Here is a 16,853-nt window from a genome sequence, read left to right as displayed (position 1 = left end):
CTCATCTGAGCCCGTACTTGTCGAGCAGGCCGTAGAGCGTTGGACGGGTAATGCCGAGGGTATCGGCCGCCTGGGCGATGTTGCCGTTGCAGCGGCCCATCGCCTTGATCACGGACTGGTATTCGGCCCGGTCGCGGGCCTCGCGCAGACGCTCCGGCGGCGCTTCCTGGTCGTGGTCCTCGAGCCCGAGGTCCTCCGCGGTCACCAGGTTGCCGTCGGCCATGATCACGGCGCGCCGGATCAGGTTTTCCATCTCGCGCACATTGCCGGGCCAGGGGTGGCCCTCGATCGCGCGCAGCGCGTCGGCGGTAAAGCCGCGGCGCGGCTTGCCCTGCTCGCGCGCGAAGCGCTCCAGCAGGGCGTGGGCCAGCAGGGTCGCATCCCCCTGGCGTTCGCGCACCGGCGGGATGTCGATACTGATCTCGCTGATGCGATAGAACAGGTCTTCGCGGAAGTCGCCCGCCCGGATCAGGGCCTGGAGGTCCTGATTGGTGGCGCCGATGATGCGGACATCCACCGGGATCTCGTTGCGCCCGCCGAGGCGCTCGACCGTGCGCTCCTGCAGGAAGCGCAGCAGCTTGGCCTGCAGGCTCTGCGGCAGGTCGCCGATCTCGTCCAGGAACAGCGTGCCCTTGTCGGCATGCTCGATCTTGCCGATGGTCTGGCGCGTCGCGCCGGTGAAGGCACCTTTCTCGTAGCCGAACAGCTCGCTCTCCAGGAGGTTCTCCGGGATCGCGGCGCAGTTGATCGCGACGAAGCGCTCCTTCGCGCGGTTGCTGAGGTCGTGGACGGCGCGCGCCAGGACCTCTTTGCCGGTCCCGCTGTCGCCCAGCAGCAGGACGGTCGCGTCGGAGGGCGCCACGCGCTCCACCATGCGGCAGACCTGCAGCATTTGCGGATCCGAGGTGATGATCCCGGACAGCGAAGAGGTGCTGCCGCGGGCCAGCCGGCGGTTCTCCTCCTCGAGTTCGTACAGCCGGGCGGCACGGTCCACGATCAGGCGCAGGAGCTCGGCATCCACGGGCTTGATGTAGAAATCGTAGGCCCCCAGGGCGACGGCCTTCAGCGCGTTCTCGCGATCGTCATTGCCGGTGACCACGATCACCTTGACCCCGGGGTTGAACGCCAGGATCTCCTCCAGCAGCGCGAGGCCCTCGGTGGCGTTGGCCGGGTCGGGGGGCAGGCCGAGGTCCAGGGTGACCAGCTCGGGCTCGTGCCGGCGCATATGCGCCATCGCGCTCGCGCGATCCTGGGCCTGCAGGATCTCGTAGCCGTCCAGGCACCAGCGCAACTGGCTTTGCAGGCCGGCGTCATCCTCGACAATCAGCAGCTTGAGCATCGACTCCATTACTTTGCACCCGGCCCCGGGAGGACGTGATGGTGAACGGCACGAAGACGCCTCATGTGCCGTACCGTGGCAGACGCAGCGTGAAGGCGGTCCCCTCGCCAACGCGGCTGGATACATCGATCCGCCCACCCATCCGGACCACCAGGTCCCGGGCCTCGTACAGGCCAATGCCCATGCCGGCGTTTCCCTTGGTGGTCTGGAAGGGGCGGAAGAGCCGCCGCCGGACGAAGTCCTCGTCCATGCCCGCCCCGTTGTCCTCGATTTCGATGATGGCCCATTGATCCCGGGTTTTCAGGGTCATGGTTATATCGCCGTTATCCGGCGTGGCCTCCTGTGCATTCCGCACCAGGTGCAGCAGCACATTCCGCAGTGCGTCGCGGTTTCCGAGGACTCCGGCGCTGGCCTCGACCGTGACCCGGGGCACCGGCCGAACCTCGCGGCTGTCGTGCGCGACCTCCTCCAGCAGGGCGTCCACCTCGATCGCCTGACGCGGGCTGTCGGCCCCCGGCTGGGCCTTGCGCAGCTGGGCCAGGGTGCGCTCCAGGCGCTCGCGGGCATGGCCCACGGTGCGGAAGGCATCCGCCACGAACTCGGGATTGTCGCGGTGGCGCTCGGCGTTGGCGCTGATCAGGGACAACTGGGCAGAGACGTTCTTGAGATCGTGGACCAGGAACGCCGCCAGCCGATGGAAGGTCTCGAACTGGCGCGCCTCCAGCAGGGCCTCGTCGGTCTGGACCAGCGCCACGTACACGGCGAGCTGGCGGCCCGCGGTCTTCAGCAGGTCGCGCTCCTCCCAGTCGATGCGATGCCGCGCACGTGGCTGGGCCAGCACGACAAACCCCTCCAGGCCATCGCTTTTCAGCAGCGGCACCACGGCCCAGTGGCGAGGGTTGTCCACCAGCCAGGCCGGCAGCTCCAGCCCGTGATAGAACGCCGGATCGCGGCGAAACTCGTCGATGTCGATCACCCAGCCGGAGCGCATCAGGAATGCCACCAGGGGGTCGTCCGGTTCCAGCGCCGGGTACTCCGGCTCGCCCAGGTTCAGCACGCCGTCGAGGGCAAAGCGGCCGTCGTCGCGATGGACCCAGAGCAGGCCACCGGGGCTCTCGACCAGCTCGCCGATGGCCTGGATCGCCCGCTGCCGGAAGGGGGTCTCGTCATCGGTCTGCGCGAGGGTTCCGGTAAAGCGCAGCCATTCCTGGCGGTAGTCGTAGCGGTAGTTGAAGAAGTGCTTGGCCAGCCATACCCGCAGCTGGGCGCGGACGCTGCCGGAGAAGAGCACCACCGCCAGCAGCAGCACCGCCCCGAACAGGAGAGTCACCTGCAGCAGGGCACCCAGGTCGCCGCCGTGGTGGCGCAGGTAGTAGCCCGCGCCGCCGACCGCCAGCAGGTACAGCCCGGCCCCGATCAGCGACGCGGTGTGAAACAGCAGGTGGCGCGAAACCGTGGGCCCCTCGCGCTGCGGCAGGCGCCGGCTCACCGAAATTGCCAGTAGCGGGACCACCAGCGCATTCACGAACCCGCGGGCCTGCCAGGACGGGCTGTCGATGGTCTGGAACAGCACCAGGTCCGCGAACAGGAACAGGTCGAAGGCGAACAGGCCGCCCAGACCCAGGCACAGGAACTTGATCTCCCAGCGGTTCTGCGGCGGCGTATTGCGGTAGACCTGCTCCACCAGCACCAGCCCGGCGATCGCCATCAGCAATGTGGCCAGCCCCGGCCAGATCGCGCCCAGCAACTGCGGCCACAGCATCGGCACCAGGATGAACAGCAGAAAGGCCGCAACACCACTGGCCCACCAGCGCAGGGCGCGCGGATCGACCCCCGGGCGGCTTCCACTGCCCGCGAGCAACGCCAGCAGGAGCGCGAACCAGCCGGCATTGCGGGCCACCTCCATCACGCCGCCGGAGATCGCCGCGCTGGTCCCGTACTGCCAGGCGAGAAAACCGAGGTAGCCCGCCCAGCCCACCGACAGCAACGCGGCCAGGACCACCCACAGGCCCGAGGGCCGGTTGCGCCAGCGCACCAGGGTCACCACCGCCAGCACCAGGAACGCCAGTGCCGCTGTCAGGTAGCCGATCGCGGCCAGGGGAACACTGGTCATTACGGGATCAGCGCGCGCCGCGGCCGAACAGGACGACCTTGACCGTCTCGATCAGGATCAGGACATCCAGGAACAGGGTGTGATTCTTCACGTAGTACAGGTCGTACTGCAGCTTCTGCCGCGCGTCCTCGACCGAGGCCCCGTAGGGGTAGCGCACCTGCGCCCAACCGGTAATGCCGGGGCGGATCGAGTGACGCGCCGGGAAATAGGGAATCTGCTCGGTCAGTTGCTCGACGAACACGGGCCGCTCCGGGCGCGGCCCGACGAACGACATGCTGCCCTGAAACACGTTGATCACCTGCGGCAGCTCGTCGATACGCAGCTTGCGGATGATGCGCCCCACGCGGGTCACGCGGTCGTCGTCGCGCACCGCCCAGCGCGCCACGCCATCGACTTCGGCGTCTTCGCGCATGCTGCGGAACTTGCAGACCTCGAATGGCACATTCCCCAGCCCCACGCGCGTCTGCCAGTAGAACACCGGGCCGCGGCTTTCCAGCTTGATGGCCAGGGCGGTGACCAGCATCACCGGCAGGGTGGCCAGCAGCAGCGTCGAACTGGCCAGCACATCGAAGGTCCGCTTGATGGCGTTGCGGGACCAGTGCTGGCGGAACCCCTCGCCGAAGATCAGCCAGCTGGCGTTCAGCGAGTCCAGTTGCACCCGCTGCTGTTCACGCTCGAAGAAACTGGACACATCGGTGACAGCCACCCCGTTCAGCTTGCACTCGAGCAGCTGCCGGACGGGCAGGTTGCCCCGTCGGTCGCGGATGGCGACCACGATCTCGTGGGCCCGAAACTCGCGCGCCATCTCCAGCAGGCTCGCATCGCAGCCCAGCTGTAACTGGCGCGCCGGATCCTGCGGGCAGTCCTTCTCGCCCTCGGTGGCGATGTAGCCCAGCACCCGGAACGGCAGGTCGTCCGGGGCCTTGTCCGGGTGGACCGTCTCGATCGCGCGGGCCCGGCTGCCGGTACCCAGCACCAGGATGCGGCGCTTGAAGGCGTCGGCGTCGGAGAAATTGCACCAGAGGGTGCGCTCGGCAACCAGCCCGGTCAGCAACAGCAGCACCCCGCCGCCGACCGCCGTTGGCGAAAACAGTGCCGCCGGCACCAGGGCCCCATACAGGAGCAGCAGCCCGCCCACGAAAAGCAGCGCCGGCACCAGGCGCAACAGGGAGCGCAGCGTGCTGCGGGTGGCCAGATAGTCCGACTCGTACAGGCCCGCCAGGGTGAGCACCAGCAGGACGACCAGCGTCGCCGCCACCAGCTCCGGGTCCAGCAGGCTGAGGGCCTCCGGCTGGAAGGGCGGCAGGCTCAGCACCAGATACAGGCACAGATACGCCACCAGCAGTTCCGCGGTCGCGAGCATCAGCACGCGGCGGCGTATGTAGTGGCCGAAGATGCGCACGACTAGCCCTCTCGCCGAGGCGCTTGCGCAGCGGGGTTGTGCGTCCTTGTCAGGGGGTCCATGTCTACCGTCCCCGATCCCGCAGCGTGGCGGCGACGATTCCCCGGCGGCGCCTCAGCGCCGCGCGCCCGGAACCCGCCCGTCGCGCCCCGGGCTCGTCAGAAGCGTCGTTCCGGAATGATCAGCGTGTCGCCGGGCAGCATGTCCACGTTGGCCGAGATGTCGCCGCCGTTCACCAGGTCGTCCAGGCGCACCCGGTACTGCTTGCGCTCGCCGTCCTCGTTGCGCACGATCACCGCGCGATTGCCGGCCGCGAAGTCGGTGATACCGCCCACCGCGATCATCACGTCCATCACGCTCATCTCCTCGCGGTACTGCAGCGCCTGCGGCTCGGCGGCCTGCCCGATCACCCGGATCTGGCGGCTGTAGGGCCCGGCGAAGCCGGTCACCATCACCGTGACGATCGGATCGCGCAGGAACCGGGAGAGCTCCTCTTCCATCGCCCGCGCCAGTTCGGTGGGCGTCTGGCCGCTGGCCTGGACATCCTCGACCAGCGGGGTGGTGATCTGCCCGTCCGGGCGCACAGACACGTTGGTGGAGAGATCCGGGTTGCCGCGCACAGACACCTGCAGGGAGTCCCCGGGACCGATGATGTACTGCTCGATCACCGTGCGCTCGATGGAGGTCGGGGCATCCGGAAAATCGGTCGTGGCGCAGCCGCCCAGGATCAGGGCCGGCAGCAGGAAGGCGAACCCGAACTTCGGCCCGACCTTTGAAGCATGGATCAGGGACATCGCGACTCCCCCTTGGACATTTCTGGCGGTTGTTTGGAGGCTTCACCCGACCGGGAACCGGGCCCGCACCGCACCCCGAAGGCCGCGATACCTGGCTACGCTTACCGGGAATACCGGATTCCACAAGCAACTTGATGTTAGGCCCCGGATGTGAACAGAGTCCACGTAAGGCCTTCATTCCCGGCGGCTCCTGACTAACGTTCGCGTTACGGCGTCGCCGGGCCGTCCTGCTACCGCCAACAAGGATGCCCCGTGGATTTTCTGTCGCTGCGTTTTGTGGCCGACTGGCTGCTGCTCCCGCCCAGCGGGCCGCTGCTGCTGGCCCTGGCGGGCCTGCTGCTGATGCGCACCCTCGCGGGCAAGGCGCTGCTGATCACCGGGCTCCTGCTGACCTACGCCTTCAGCCTCCCGCCCGTCAGCCACGCCCTGATGGCCCCGTTGCAGGCGCCGTGGTCACCCCCCGACGCGGCGGCGCTGGAACGCGCCGAGGCGATCGTCGTGCTGGGCGCCGGCTACCGCAGCGGTGCCGTCGAGTTCTCCGGCGAGACGGTGAACGACCTGGCCCTGGTGCGCCTGCGCTATGCCGCGGCCCTGCACCGGCGCACCGGCCTGCCGGTGGTCGCCACCGGCGGCGGCCCGGACGATCGGGAACCGGAGGCCCGCTGGATGGCCGAGGTGCTGGAGGAGTTCGGGGTATCGCCGGTGTGGCAGGAACCTCAGGCGCGCGACACGCAAGGCAATGCCCGCCACTCGGCCGCGCTGCTGCAGGAACACGGCCTGCAACGCGTCCTGCTGGTCACCCATGCCCACCACCTGCCGCGCGCCACGGCCGCGTTCGAGCGCGCCGGGCTGGAACCCATCCCGGCACCGACCGGGGCGTTCGTCGCGCATGACACGCGGCTGTCGTTAGGCGCCTTCAAACCCCAGGCTAACGCCATGCGCACGAGCTGGCTCGCCATGCACGAGTACCTCGGTATTCTGTGGTATCGCTGGCAATACGGCCGTCACCCGGCACCATCCGACCCCTGACGCGCCCGGCCAGCCCCAATCCACAGCGACCGGGGGCGATGGATGAAACTGCTGGTAACGGGCGGGGCCGGCTATATCGGCAGCCATGTCCTGCAGCACCTGCGCAGGGCGGGGCACACGGTCACCGTGTACGACAACCTCAGTACCGGCCACGCCTGGGCCGTGGGGGATGCCGAGCTGGTGGTCGGCGACCTGGCCGATACCGAAGGCCTGCGCGACACCCTAGAACGCGGGTTCGACGGCGTGCTCCACTTCGCCGCGCATATCGTCGTGCCCGAATCGGTCGCCGATCCGCTCAAGTACTACGGCAACAACACCCGCAACACCCTCAATCTGCTGCAGGCCTGTGCGGATACCGGCGTGCGCCATTTCGTGTTTTCCTCCACCGCCGCGGTCTACGGCATCCCCGACACCGTCTCGGTTGCGGAAGACGCACCGCTGCAGCCGATCAACCCCTACGGCGCCTCCAAGATGATGTCCGAGCGCATGCTGATGGACCTGGGCGCCGCCTCGGACCTGCGCTACGTCAGCCTGCGCTACTTCAACGTGGCCGGCGCCGCTCCCGACGGCCACCTGGGCCAGGCCACGCCCGACGCCACCCACCTGATCAAGGTCGCCTGCCAGGCCGCCACCGGCCAGCGCGACGGCATCACCGTATTCGGCACCGACTACGACACCCGCGACGGCACCTGCGAACGCGACTACATCCACGTGGAAGACCTGGCCGCCGCCCACGTCCGCGCCCTGGAACACCTCGACGGCGGCGGCGACTCTCAGGTGCTCAACTGCGGCTACGGTCACGCCTACAGCGTGCTCGAGGTGATCGACGCCGTGAAACGCGCCAGCGGCGTGGACTTCCCCGTCACCCTCGGCCCGCGCCGCGAAGGCGACCCGCCCACCCTGATGGCCGACGCCCGCCGCATCCGCCAGACCCTCGCCTGGGAACCGCAATACGCCGACCTCGACCAGATCGTCCGCCACGCCCTCGCCTGGGAACAGAAGACCGCGCTACAGACCGCCTGATCCGCGCCTCCCAGGCATTGAGGACCGAATGCTATAGTCGAACCAAAGCCCCAGGCGGTCCGAAACATGGCATCGACCCTCCACGCCAGCACCGGCAACACGGCAGAGGCCCTCCCGCCCCGCGAACGCGTGACCAGCCTCGCGCATGCGGCCGCGGAACTCGTGCGCGAAGAGTTCGGCAAAGACGCACAGGTGTTCTGGTTCGGGTCGTGGCCACGCGGCACCGCGCGGTGGAACTCGGATATCGACCTCGCCGTACTCCCTGCCAGGCAGGTTTCAATCAGCGACTGGGGCCGACTCCGCGGGCGCATCGAGGACCTGCGCACCCTCTACACCTTCGACCTGGTTGACATGACCGAGGTCAGCGATGAATTGCGCAAGGAAATCGAGAGCGAGGGAATCCCGCTTTGACCACCGTCCACGACAGTTTCGGCAAGGCGCTCGGCCGGTTCGCGAAAGCACTGGCGCCCCTGATAGCATCAGAGCACTGAGATCATCCTGGAACTTACCCATCCCCAAAAGCGAACTTCTATTTGGGCGATGCCTCTCTACCAATCAGCCTCCGTAAATCTTTTCCGCGACCTTTCCTCTTGCGCAACCGCAAACCCAGTTTTCCCCACCACCGCCTCGCGTTAGGATTAGCGTGAGGGAAGCGACGAAGGCGAGAGCTATCGCGACCATGCGAAGATACCAATTCTCACCAAAATCAAAGAATTTATTTGGTCCTCATGCCTAGATTGACGTATTGACATGGCTAATCACTGGTCAGATTACGAGGTCGAAGCTGCCGTCGCGGCTTACTTCCAAATGCTCCGCCTCGAGCTCTTGGGTCATCGTTATAACAAGACCGAGCATCGCAAAGCTTTGATGGCGAAAATCAAAAACCGCTCTGCAGGTTCGGTAGAATTAAAACACCAGAACATCAGCGCCGTTCTAATTGAAATGGGAATACCATATATTTCCGGCTACAAGCCGCGCTTTAATTATCAGCGCTCCCTCCTTCCATCTGCTGTCTCCGAATTCCTTAAGAAACACACAGAATTCCAAGCTCTGTTTGCTGCTGATTCAGAGGCTACACCCCCCATACCGTCTGTTGACGACCTTCTTAGCGCTTGGGAAGACCCGCCGACGCCTGATGTTCACAAATCTGCGGCCGTCGCAGAAACGAGTGGCCTCTACAATCCTAGCGGCGTTAACTACCTCGAACGAGAATCCCGGAACCAATCATTGGGAGATGCCGGAGAGAAATTCATTATAAATTTCGAGCGCGCCCGACTTATAAGGTGTGGAAAAGAGGAACTCGCGGACCGCGTCGAACAAGTCTCAGCTACAGTTGGCCCGTCAGCTGGCTTCGATATAAGGTCATACGAGACCAACGGAACGGACCGGTTCATCGAAGCAAAAACAACGAAGTACGGGAAGAACACACCATTCTTTGTAACGCCGAATGAGCTCCGATTTTCCGATAGAAATGCATCAAGTTATCATCTTTATCGATTGTTTATGTTTCGCGAATTTCCACGCCTATTCACGCTGCACGGTCGGCTTGAAGACCGATGCAAACTCGAGCCGTCTGAATTCATAGCGAGACTTAGATGAAAACTCATGAATGTGTCGTACTTCGGGGTCGAACCTTGCCTTCTGCCCTGCGGTGCCCCACCTGCTGACGCATTCCACCATGGCGTCGGTGACGCACGGCGCGAGCCCTTCCCCATCGCATCCGGGGTCACCTTTGACCGCTGCAAGGACGGCGGTCGATCGCAGGGGGGGTCGGGGTCGATCGCAGGGGTCAGACCTTGCCTTTTCCCCCGTATAACGGGAGGGGCAAAAGGCAAGGTCTGACCCCATGATCCCGTCGTTGACCACGAGCCGAATGTTGTTCGTCCTGGCGGCTAAGGCTCCCTGCCACTCGACGCCACGCCAACTACCATGCTAAACGCATGGTTTTTCTTTGGTGCCGTACCAGAGACAAGCGAACGCCCGGATAATATGCAGAATCTGTATATCACCCATATCACAGATTCTGTCTGATCTACTGTTATGTACAACTCACACCAGAGGTAACATGAAGAAAGAATTAACTATTGATCAGCTTGGCAAAGAGGCTGCGAAATTCTCGGAAATTGAGACCAAGTATGACGAGCCTACGCTATATGGGGTTACTGACGGAAAGGCGGTCGGAACTTACCTGGAGCACAAATTTACAGCCTACCTTGCTGAGAACTACTCTTATCAAGAAGGCAACTCTGCATCGGGCATTGATTTGCCAGGATTGGGCGTGGATATAAAGGTTACAAGCATTAAACAGCCTCAATCATCGTGCCCTTTCAAGTCGGCCACTCAAAAAGTTTATGGGTTGGGATACAGTCTGCTTGTATTTGTCTACGAGAAGTATGACGATCACGAGAATCGCACTGGCAGGCTGGATATGAAGCACACCATTTTCGTTGAGAAACATGCAACCGCTGATTATCAGACGACAAAAGGACTTGTAGATATTCTCGATAGAGATGGGAATCTTGATGATATCAGTGCATTTTTGGTTGAAAGAAATCTCCCACTTGACGAAATTAGTGCAAACGATCTGGCAGAGAGAATCCTTAAACATCCGCCCAGGATTGGGTATTTAACTATATCTAATGCTTTGCAGTGGAGGCTTCAATATCGAAGAGTTATCGACAAGGCCGGTGACGTCGACGGCGTTCTAAGGATTAGATGATATGGCAAAGACATTAGACAAATGGCAGTTTGGTGATTTTCAAACTCCAACCGACCTAGCCACGCGGGTCGTTGAAGTTCTAAAAAGGAATCATCATATTGCGCCCGATTTGATAATTGAGCCAACTTGCGGAAAAGGCGCATTTGTGAGAGCTGCTTTAAGTGGTTTCACTGAATCTAAAGTCGTAGCGTATGAAGTAAGTCCAGAGTACGTTTCGGATGCTAGAGCTTCAATTGACCCAGACCAGGCCGAACGAGTTTCTATTAAGCAAGGTGACTTCTTTCTATTAGATTGGGAAGAAGTGCTAAATCAAAATAAAGGCAGCCTTTTAATTCTCGGTAATCCACCATGGGTGACTAGCAGTGAATTAGGCATTCTCAATAGCGAAAATCTGCCCGAAAAAACTAACTTCCAAGGACGACGTGGGATCGAAGCTATCACAGGTTCAGGTAATTTTGATATATCTGAGTGGATGCTGCTTCGGCATGTTGACTGGCTGGAAAAGCATGATGGCGCGTTGGCAATGCTATGTAAGTATTCCGTCGCGCGTAAAATTATGCGCAGGTTACGCCAAAACAAGGAGCATCGTCTCTTTGGGCATATCTATTCAATTGACGCGATGACGTACTTCTCGGCTGCTGTTGACGCATGTTTGTTTGTTCTTACAACCGATGTAGGCAATGCGGATTGTGAGGTTTTTGACAGTCTCGACGCAACTCAGCCAGCCTATATCATTGGGGAAAGGGATGGTTTTGTCGTCAGAGATATCGAAACCTATGAAAAATACAGAAGTCTTCGCGGCCAAGATTCAGTCTATATTTGGCGCTCAGGAGTAAAACATGATTGCTCGAAAGTTATGGAGCTAGCCAAGCAGAACGAGGCTTATGAGAATGGCTTCAAAGCTAAAATAGATATTGAGCCGACATTCGTTTACCCACTTCTGAAGAGCTCCGATATTGGTAACTCAAGAACAGATATTTGCAGACGCTGGGTAGTGGTTACCCAAAGATCTGTAGGTGAAAATACCGATAGAATAAAATTTGAGGCTCCTAAAACATACGAGTATCTCGAAAACCATGCTGATTTATTGAGTTCTAGAAAAAGCTCGATATACCGTGGAAAGCCAAAGTTTTCCATCTTTGGTGTTGGGGGATACACTTTCCTTCCTTGGAAAGTGGCGATATCAGGGCTATACAAAAAATTAAATTTTTGTCTGGTTGGTCCAATTGATGGAAAGCCGGTTATCTTCGACGACACCGTCAATTTTCTTTCATTTAAGACAGAGAGTGAAGCTAAATTCGTACACTCTCTCCTTATGTCTGAACCGGCTAGAAAATTTTACGATGCGAGCATTTTTTGGGAAGAGAAAAGACCAATTACTGCTGAAATACTAAGGCGCCTTTCCTTAAAAGAAGTAGCCAGATATTTAGGGTTACTGGATGAATATATGGAGTATGTAGGATCTAGGGAGACGACAAACGCTGATGGTCAACTTAGTCTCGGAATTGCCGAGAAGGCCACGGGATACAAGCGTGCAAGCAGTACATAACAAAGCGCTGCACTCGGACAATTTTTCCGCTGCGCTCCAAAATTGCCGGTGAGCGCGGCGTTATGTCTGATCACCCATTAACAGCCGACGACGAAATCGTACTTCTACGTGGCGCGTGGGAGATTGTTGACGACATGGTCAACTTTTCGTTGCTCGATCTTCGAGGAAATGACCCGGATTCAGAAGTCCGACTCCACTCCCACATTCATCAGCGTTACTTCAATGTTTTGTTGGTGGATTTCCTCTCACGCACTGATCGAAAACTGCCGGTTCAGCAGGTTTCCTTCTTAGGCGGGTTGCGTTCAATATCTAGTGCCCCTAACTTTGGGACCCACGACTCAGTCTCCGAGCTCAGACGGTGCGCGGAGGAGTTTTCCTTGTGGCTGGATAGTGAAATCGAAGTAGAGGCGTGGATGCCTAGCATTGACGTACAATCTCAGCTCAAGATGCGTCGCGTAGAGTTTCTAAAACTCTGCGGAAATGTGACCAAGCACAGTTTCCTTCGGTCCGCTGGTTTTGCAGAAGCGTTAAGGTCTCTGTTGGACAAGTCCGGCCACAAAATCACCCTCGACCAAGCGCTTCTCGCGTTGGGTGACTTTTATGAGCGGTTCCACACAGACATTCTTAGCTATCATGCAAGCACCTTGGCCGAATTATTGAATAATATACGTTGGGGGATCTACGAGTACCTCAATCCCGAGTATAAGGCGAGCGTTAAATTCGAAATGGGGTCGCCAGCTTATCACTATGTGATCCCGGAGTTTGTCACTAGTGACTTCGCGAGAACTTGTTACTGGGACCTTTTGAACGAAGTCCGATCCGAGCCGTGTATGCGACGGTTTGAGGCTACCAGATGGCTAAAGCAGCGGTATTGAGACAAACCCCCGCTCAACCGGACGCTCCTTACGTCACGCCGCGGACCACGGGGTCTACCTTTGGACTTCGCAGGCCGGCGAAGGGTGTTGAGGTGTTCTAGACTCGAGACGGCGGCGGAGGTGTGGCTTGTGGGGTCCGCACTCCGCTTGGACGTGCTCGGTTCTGAAACGTGGAACTTCGGAACTTTGGGGTCAAACCTTGCCCTTCGGAACTTTGGGGTCAAACCTTGCCCTTTGCGCAGCGGTTTCTCGCCTAGTGAAGCATTCCACCATGCCTATGATGAGCGACTCGTTGAGCTCTTCCCCATCGCTTCCGGGGTCACCTTTGACCGCCTCGGGAACGCGGTCTAGCGTCCAAGGGAAGGGGCAGGAAACGGCCCGGCGAAATCCGTCGCAACCTCGCGGGATCGCGAAGGAGGCACACCATGCGGAGCGTAGACAACATGCCGGTGCTCGACTGGCAGGACGGCAAGAACGCCATGCGGGCGAAGTTCCAGGTGATGCACGAGGAGCCGGTGGTGCTGAAGATGCCGGCCGACATGGACTGGTCGGTGAATGGCGGCGAATTCGGCTGCACGCTGGACGACAACGGTGTCCCGCGCGATTGTGAAGGCGGCAGCCTGCTGCATCGTCTGGCGGAGCTCAATGAGATGCCCGGAGGGAAACACTGACCCATGTACACACTCGCGTTGGTACCCCAGGTTTTCCGAGGCAAGGCGCGGCGTGCAGCGGGTAGTGGTTCTACCCGCAAGCGGTGCAACGCAGGATCGGGGAACCTGGGGTGCCAACCCCGAAGGGGCTCGGCCGCTTTTGTGTGCGCACGGCGTTGCGGCTCCCTTGTGCAGAATGACTGCACGGCAGTCACCGCGCCTTGTTCGCACGCAAAAGCGACTCGAGCGCGAGCGTGTACATGGGTCAGTGTTTCCCTTTAGGACATCGCGAAGGCCTGCGCCTACTCCAGCTCCCGCGTGGATATCGACGCCGCGGGCTCCCGTATCATCGTGCACGACTGATCGGGCCTGGGCCGTCGGTCCGACCGGCGGCGCTTCTTCAACCTGGACCGGTGGGCGATGTCGGTGATCCACCACGAGATGGAGATCGACGCCGCTCCGGAGGCGGTGTTCGAGCTGATGGCCCGGGTGGAGGCGTTCGCCGCCTACAGCGAGGCCATCGAGTCCATCACCTGCGTCGGGCCCGAGCGCTACCGCTGGCGTGTGCGGGTGGCCGGGGTGCCGCTGATCTTCGATGTGGAGGTGCTGGTCGCCGTCCCGCCGCGTCTGCTCGGCTGGCGCGCGCTGGCTGGGTTGTCCTGCGAGGGCTGCTACCGGCTGACGCCGAGCGCGCGCGGTACGCATCTGGAACTGGCCGTGCGCTGCGGCGAGGAGAATCCCCTGACCGATGGCCTGCTTGGCCTGGCGGCCCACCCGCTGCTGGACGCGCTGGGGGCGGAGGTGGTGCGCAACGCATGGCCGCGCCTCCACGGGGCGTGATCCCTACGCCTGCGCGTGGAACTCGCGGTATTCATCGAGGAAGGCGAGGCGGGTAGTTTCGGTGACGCGATCGATGAACAGGGTACCGTCGAGGTGGCCCGAGGCAGCAGGCTCGCGCCCCGCGCGGTGAACACGGGGTCCACCAGCGTCAGGCGAGTGGCTGTCAGGTAACCGGTATTTCACTCGGCGACGCGATAGCACAACCTGCACAGTTGGTTGTACATGTGGGCCGGCCGGCCTATACTTGTACAAGTCAAGGTACAGGAGGCGCCATGAAGATTGTTTCATTCACCGAGGCTCGCAACGGTCTCAAGGCCGTACTGGATGGGGTGGTCAACGATGCCGACACCACGGTGATTACGCGCCGTGATTCGGAGGATGCAGTGGTCATGTCGCTTGATCACTACAACAGCCTGATGGAAACGGTGCATCTTTTGCGTTCCCCTGCCAATGCAGAGCACCTCAACAGGTCCATTACGCAATACAAGGCAGGAAAGGCGACCGAGCGTGCGTTGGTAGGTGGGGATGAGTAGTCGGTTGCTTTGCTGGACCGACGAAGCATGGACTGACTACCTCTACTGGCAACGTCAGGACAAGAAGACCCTGAAGCGGATCAACAAGTTGATAGAAGACGTGAGGCGGTCTCCATTTGAAGGCATTGGCAAGCCGGAAGCCCTCAAGGAGAACCTGGCGGGTTTCTGGTCGCGTCGGATTGATGACACCAATCGACTTGTGTATGCGGTGGAGGATTCGTCTATCACGATCATCTCCTGCCGATATCACTATTAAGTGCGAGGTCGACTACCGACGCATCCTGTATCGGCGATCGACGGTACCGTCCTAGTAGCCGGAGGAAGTCGGGCCCATTCGGATGGCCAGCAGGGGCGGGCTTACGTGGGCTTTGACGAGGGTGCCGCGTGGAACTCGCGGTATTCGTCGAGGAAGGCGAGGCGGGTGGTGTCGGTGACGCGGTCGATGAACAGGGTGCCATCGAGGTGGTCGATCTCGTGCTGGAAGACGGTGGCGAGGAACCCTTCGGGTTCCAGGTGGCGGGGCGTGCCGTCGGGCTCGTAGTAGTCCACGGCGATGTGGCGCGGCCGGGCAACCTCCCCGCGCAGCCCGGGTACGGACAGGCAGCCTTCCCAGTAGCGTTGCGGGGTTGGGTCCAGCACGGTCACGGTCGGGTTGACGAGGACCAAGCGGCCGGTCGGCACGGCTCCGGGGTAACGGGTATTGCCCGGCTGGATCTCGATCACGGCTACGCGTAGCGGAACGCCGATCTGGGCAGCAGCCAGGCCGAGGCCTTCGCTGGCGTGCATGGTATCGACGAGGTCGTCCACCAGGGCGTGCAGCCCAGGGCTGTCAAAGTCCGAGTCGGGTACCGGGTCGCAGACGCGACGCAGATCGGGGTGCCCCATGCGCAGAATACGGCGAATGCTCATGGAAACGATGGTGCCACGGCGCCGCATCTTCCGCTGCTGCGGGAGATGCGCGATGGAATCGCGTGTTAGCTGGAAGGCGTCCAGCCATGCCCGGCATGCCAGGTTTCCCGAAACACCGCACGTTGTTTGATCGCGCGCAGCGGACGCGACAGGAACGCTCGCAGATCCGTTACTACATCGGAAAGCGGGAGGTGTGCCAGGGTGTTTTTCTTCAGGAATGCCTGCCACTGGATCTGCTTCGATCGGTCCTGTGCGAAGTCGTCGCTCAGGCCGAACGGGGTACCTACCGGCAGCGGTGTCATGCGGCGTTCGAATGTCGCGTGAATGGCCTGGTACAGAATTTCGCCTTCGAAATCGGCATAACGCGACAAGACCCAGAGATCGAAGTAATCCTTCATACGACTGTTGGCGATGCCAAGCGACACCAGGGCCTCCAGCTTTTCGGCGACAACGGTCGAGCGGGGATAGGCGCGAAGCCTGGGGGCAGGCATGTCGGGCAAGATCACCGGGAACTCGATGGCGTCGGGGCCTGGTGTCACGGCATCGCCAAAACCCACGTCGATCTGCGTGTGACAGCGCGCACCGTCCAACAGCCCTATCAACGTGATCCGCACACCGGAGTAGCTGGCCTCCTTGCGAATCGCCTCCGCCCGTACCGAGTCGGCCTGAAAATGGATTCCATCGTCCTGCTCCACCGAACAGACATCCCGAAACACAGCCTCAAGATGTGGCAGCTCGGCTGACCCAAAGCCCAGGAGGTCGGCATCACGCGTCGGTCGGTGCGGGATGTCGAACCACAGATCGAACAGCAAGGCGCCCTTGAGAAGGAACTGGTCTGCATGGGAGGAGGTGCTCAGGCGATACAGGAACCGTTCAAGGGCATAGCGGGTTAGGGAAACCCTGATCCATGTACACGCTCGCGTTGGTGTCCCAGGTTTTCCGAGACAAGGCGCGGTGCGCAGCCGGTAGTGGCTCTACCCGCAAGCGGCGTAATGCAGGATCGGGGAACCTGGGGTGCCAACCCCGAGGGGCTCGGCCGCTTTTGCGCGGGAACGGCGTTGCGGCTCCCTTGTGCAGA

General features: G+C 61.3%; 16 protein-coding genes and 1 pseudogene. 10 read left to right on the top strand and 7 right to left on the bottom strand.

Features of this window, described 5'->3' with window-relative positions:
- Position 1: 1 nt before the first annotated feature.
- The 4 genes from prsR to F793_RS0100925 all read right to left on the bottom strand — a co-directional run bounded on the left by prsR (position 2) and on the right by F793_RS0100925 (position 5,648).
- The gene (gene prsR, locus F793_RS0100940; RefSeq protein ID WP_018876712.1) at positions 2-1,339 is read right to left on the bottom strand and encodes a PEP-CTERM-box response regulator transcription factor; all 1,338 of its coding nucleotides are present in this window, start codon (positions 1,337-1,339) and stop codon (positions 2-4) included.
- Between the two features lie 61 nt (positions 1,340-1,400).
- Positions 1,401-3,452 (bottom strand): XrtA/PEP-CTERM system histidine kinase PrsK, encoded by a 2,052-nt coding sequence (gene prsK / locus F793_RS0100935; RefSeq protein ID WP_018876713.1) that lies wholly within the window; start codon positions 3,450-3,452, stop codon positions 1,401-1,403.
- Between the two features lie 7 nt (positions 3,453-3,459).
- Positions 3,460-4,854 carry a TIGR03013 family XrtA/PEP-CTERM system glycosyltransferase gene (locus F793_RS0100930; RefSeq protein WP_018881929.1) on the bottom strand — a complete coding sequence of 465 codons (1,395 nt, stop codon included), beginning with the start codon at positions 4,852-4,854 and terminating at the stop codon, positions 3,460-3,462.
- A gap of 158 nt (positions 4,855-5,012) precedes the next feature.
- Complete coding sequence (locus F793_RS0100925) at positions 5,013-5,648, bottom strand: XrtA/PEP-CTERM system exopolysaccharide export protein (protein WP_018880992.1); 636 nt, start codon at positions 5,646-5,648, stop codon at positions 5,013-5,015.
- 252 nt (positions 5,649-5,900) lie between these two features.
- On the opposite strand from F793_RS0100925, the gene F793_RS0100920 reads away from it, so the two are divergent.
- From F793_RS0100920 to F793_RS0100890, 8 genes are all read left to right on the top strand, one after another.
- Positions 5,901-6,677 carry a YdcF family protein gene (locus tag F793_RS0100920; RefSeq protein WP_018881930.1) on the top strand — a complete coding sequence of 259 codons (777 nt, stop codon included), beginning with the start codon at positions 5,901-5,903 and terminating at the stop codon, positions 6,675-6,677.
- A 42-nt stretch (positions 6,678-6,719) separates the two neighbouring features.
- On the top strand, positions 6,720-7,700 hold the full coding sequence (gene galE, locus F793_RS0100915; protein ID WP_018881931.1) for a UDP-glucose 4-epimerase GalE: 981 nt from the start codon (positions 6,720-6,722) through the stop codon (positions 7,698-7,700).
- 66 nt (positions 7,701-7,766) lie between these two features.
- Positions 7,767-8,111, top strand: coding sequence for a nucleotidyltransferase family protein (locus tag F793_RS0100910; protein WP_018881932.1), 345 nt, complete (start codon positions 7,767-7,769; stop codon positions 8,109-8,111).
- A 339-nt stretch (positions 8,112-8,450) separates the two neighbouring features.
- The gene (locus F793_RS13475; RefSeq protein ID WP_081618664.1) at positions 8,451-9,299 is read left to right on the top strand and encodes a DUF3883 domain-containing protein; all 849 of its coding nucleotides are present in this window, start codon (positions 8,451-8,453) and stop codon (positions 9,297-9,299) included.
- A 466-nt stretch (positions 9,300-9,765) separates the two neighbouring features.
- Complete coding sequence (locus F793_RS13470; RefSeq protein WP_081618665.1) at positions 9,766-10,419, top strand: restriction endonuclease; 654 nt, start codon at positions 9,766-9,768, stop codon at positions 10,417-10,419.
- Position 10,420: 1 nt separating this feature from the next.
- Positions 10,421-11,968 (top strand): SAM-dependent methyltransferase, encoded by a 1,548-nt coding sequence (locus F793_RS13465; RefSeq protein WP_081618666.1) that lies wholly within the window; start codon positions 10,421-10,423, stop codon positions 11,966-11,968.
- A gap of 1,300 nt (positions 11,969-13,268) precedes the next feature.
- Positions 13,269-13,514 carry a hypothetical protein gene (locus F793_RS0100895; protein WP_018881934.1) on the top strand — a complete coding sequence of 82 codons (246 nt, stop codon included), beginning with the start codon at positions 13,269-13,271 and terminating at the stop codon, positions 13,512-13,514.
- Positions 13,515-13,913: 399 nt separating this feature from the next.
- Positions 13,914-14,333, top strand: a complete 420-nt coding sequence (locus tag F793_RS0100890; protein ID WP_018881935.1) for an SRPBCC family protein — start codon at positions 13,914-13,916, stop codon at positions 14,331-14,333.
- 3 nt (positions 14,334-14,336) lie between these two features.
- Here F793_RS0100890 and F793_RS13455 read toward each other — a convergent pair.
- Positions 14,337-14,429 (bottom strand): annotated as a pseudogene (locus tag F793_RS13455) (peptide deformylase); the annotation flags it as partial.
- Between the two features lie 176 nt (positions 14,430-14,605).
- Between F793_RS13455 and F793_RS0100880 the strand changes: the two are divergent.
- Both F793_RS0100880 and F793_RS0100875 read left to right on the top strand, forming a co-directional pair.
- Positions 14,606-14,866 (top strand): type II toxin-antitoxin system Phd/YefM family antitoxin, encoded by a 261-nt coding sequence (locus F793_RS0100880; protein WP_018866580.1) that lies wholly within the window; start codon positions 14,606-14,608, stop codon positions 14,864-14,866.
- Positions 14,859-15,122: a Txe/YoeB family addiction module toxin gene (locus F793_RS0100875; RefSeq protein WP_018866579.1), complete on the top strand. Its 264-nt coding sequence runs from the start codon at positions 14,859-14,861 to the stop codon at positions 15,120-15,122. Before F793_RS0100880 ends, F793_RS0100875 begins: the two co-directional genes overlap by 8 nt.
- A 101-nt stretch (positions 15,123-15,223) precedes the next feature.
- Here the strand turns inward: F793_RS0100875 and def are convergent, their stop codons facing one another.
- Positions 15,224-15,775: a peptide deformylase gene (gene def / locus F793_RS0100870; RefSeq protein ID WP_026280342.1), complete on the bottom strand. Its 552-nt coding sequence runs from the start codon at positions 15,773-15,775 to the stop codon at positions 15,224-15,226.
- Between the two features lie 65 nt (positions 15,776-15,840).
- The gene (locus F793_RS0100865) at positions 15,841-16,641 is read right to left on the bottom strand and encodes a nucleotidyl transferase AbiEii/AbiGii toxin family protein (protein ID WP_255349400.1); all 801 of its coding nucleotides are present in this window, start codon (positions 16,639-16,641) and stop codon (positions 15,841-15,843) included.
- Positions 16,642-16,853: the final 212 nt, after the last annotated feature.

The organism is Thioalkalivibrio sp. ALE22 (assembly GCF_000381445.1).
GTDB lineage: Bacteria > Pseudomonadota > Gammaproteobacteria > Ectothiorhodospirales > Ectothiorhodospiraceae > Thioalkalivibrio.
This window is presented reverse-complemented; position numbering and strand designations above follow the sequence as displayed.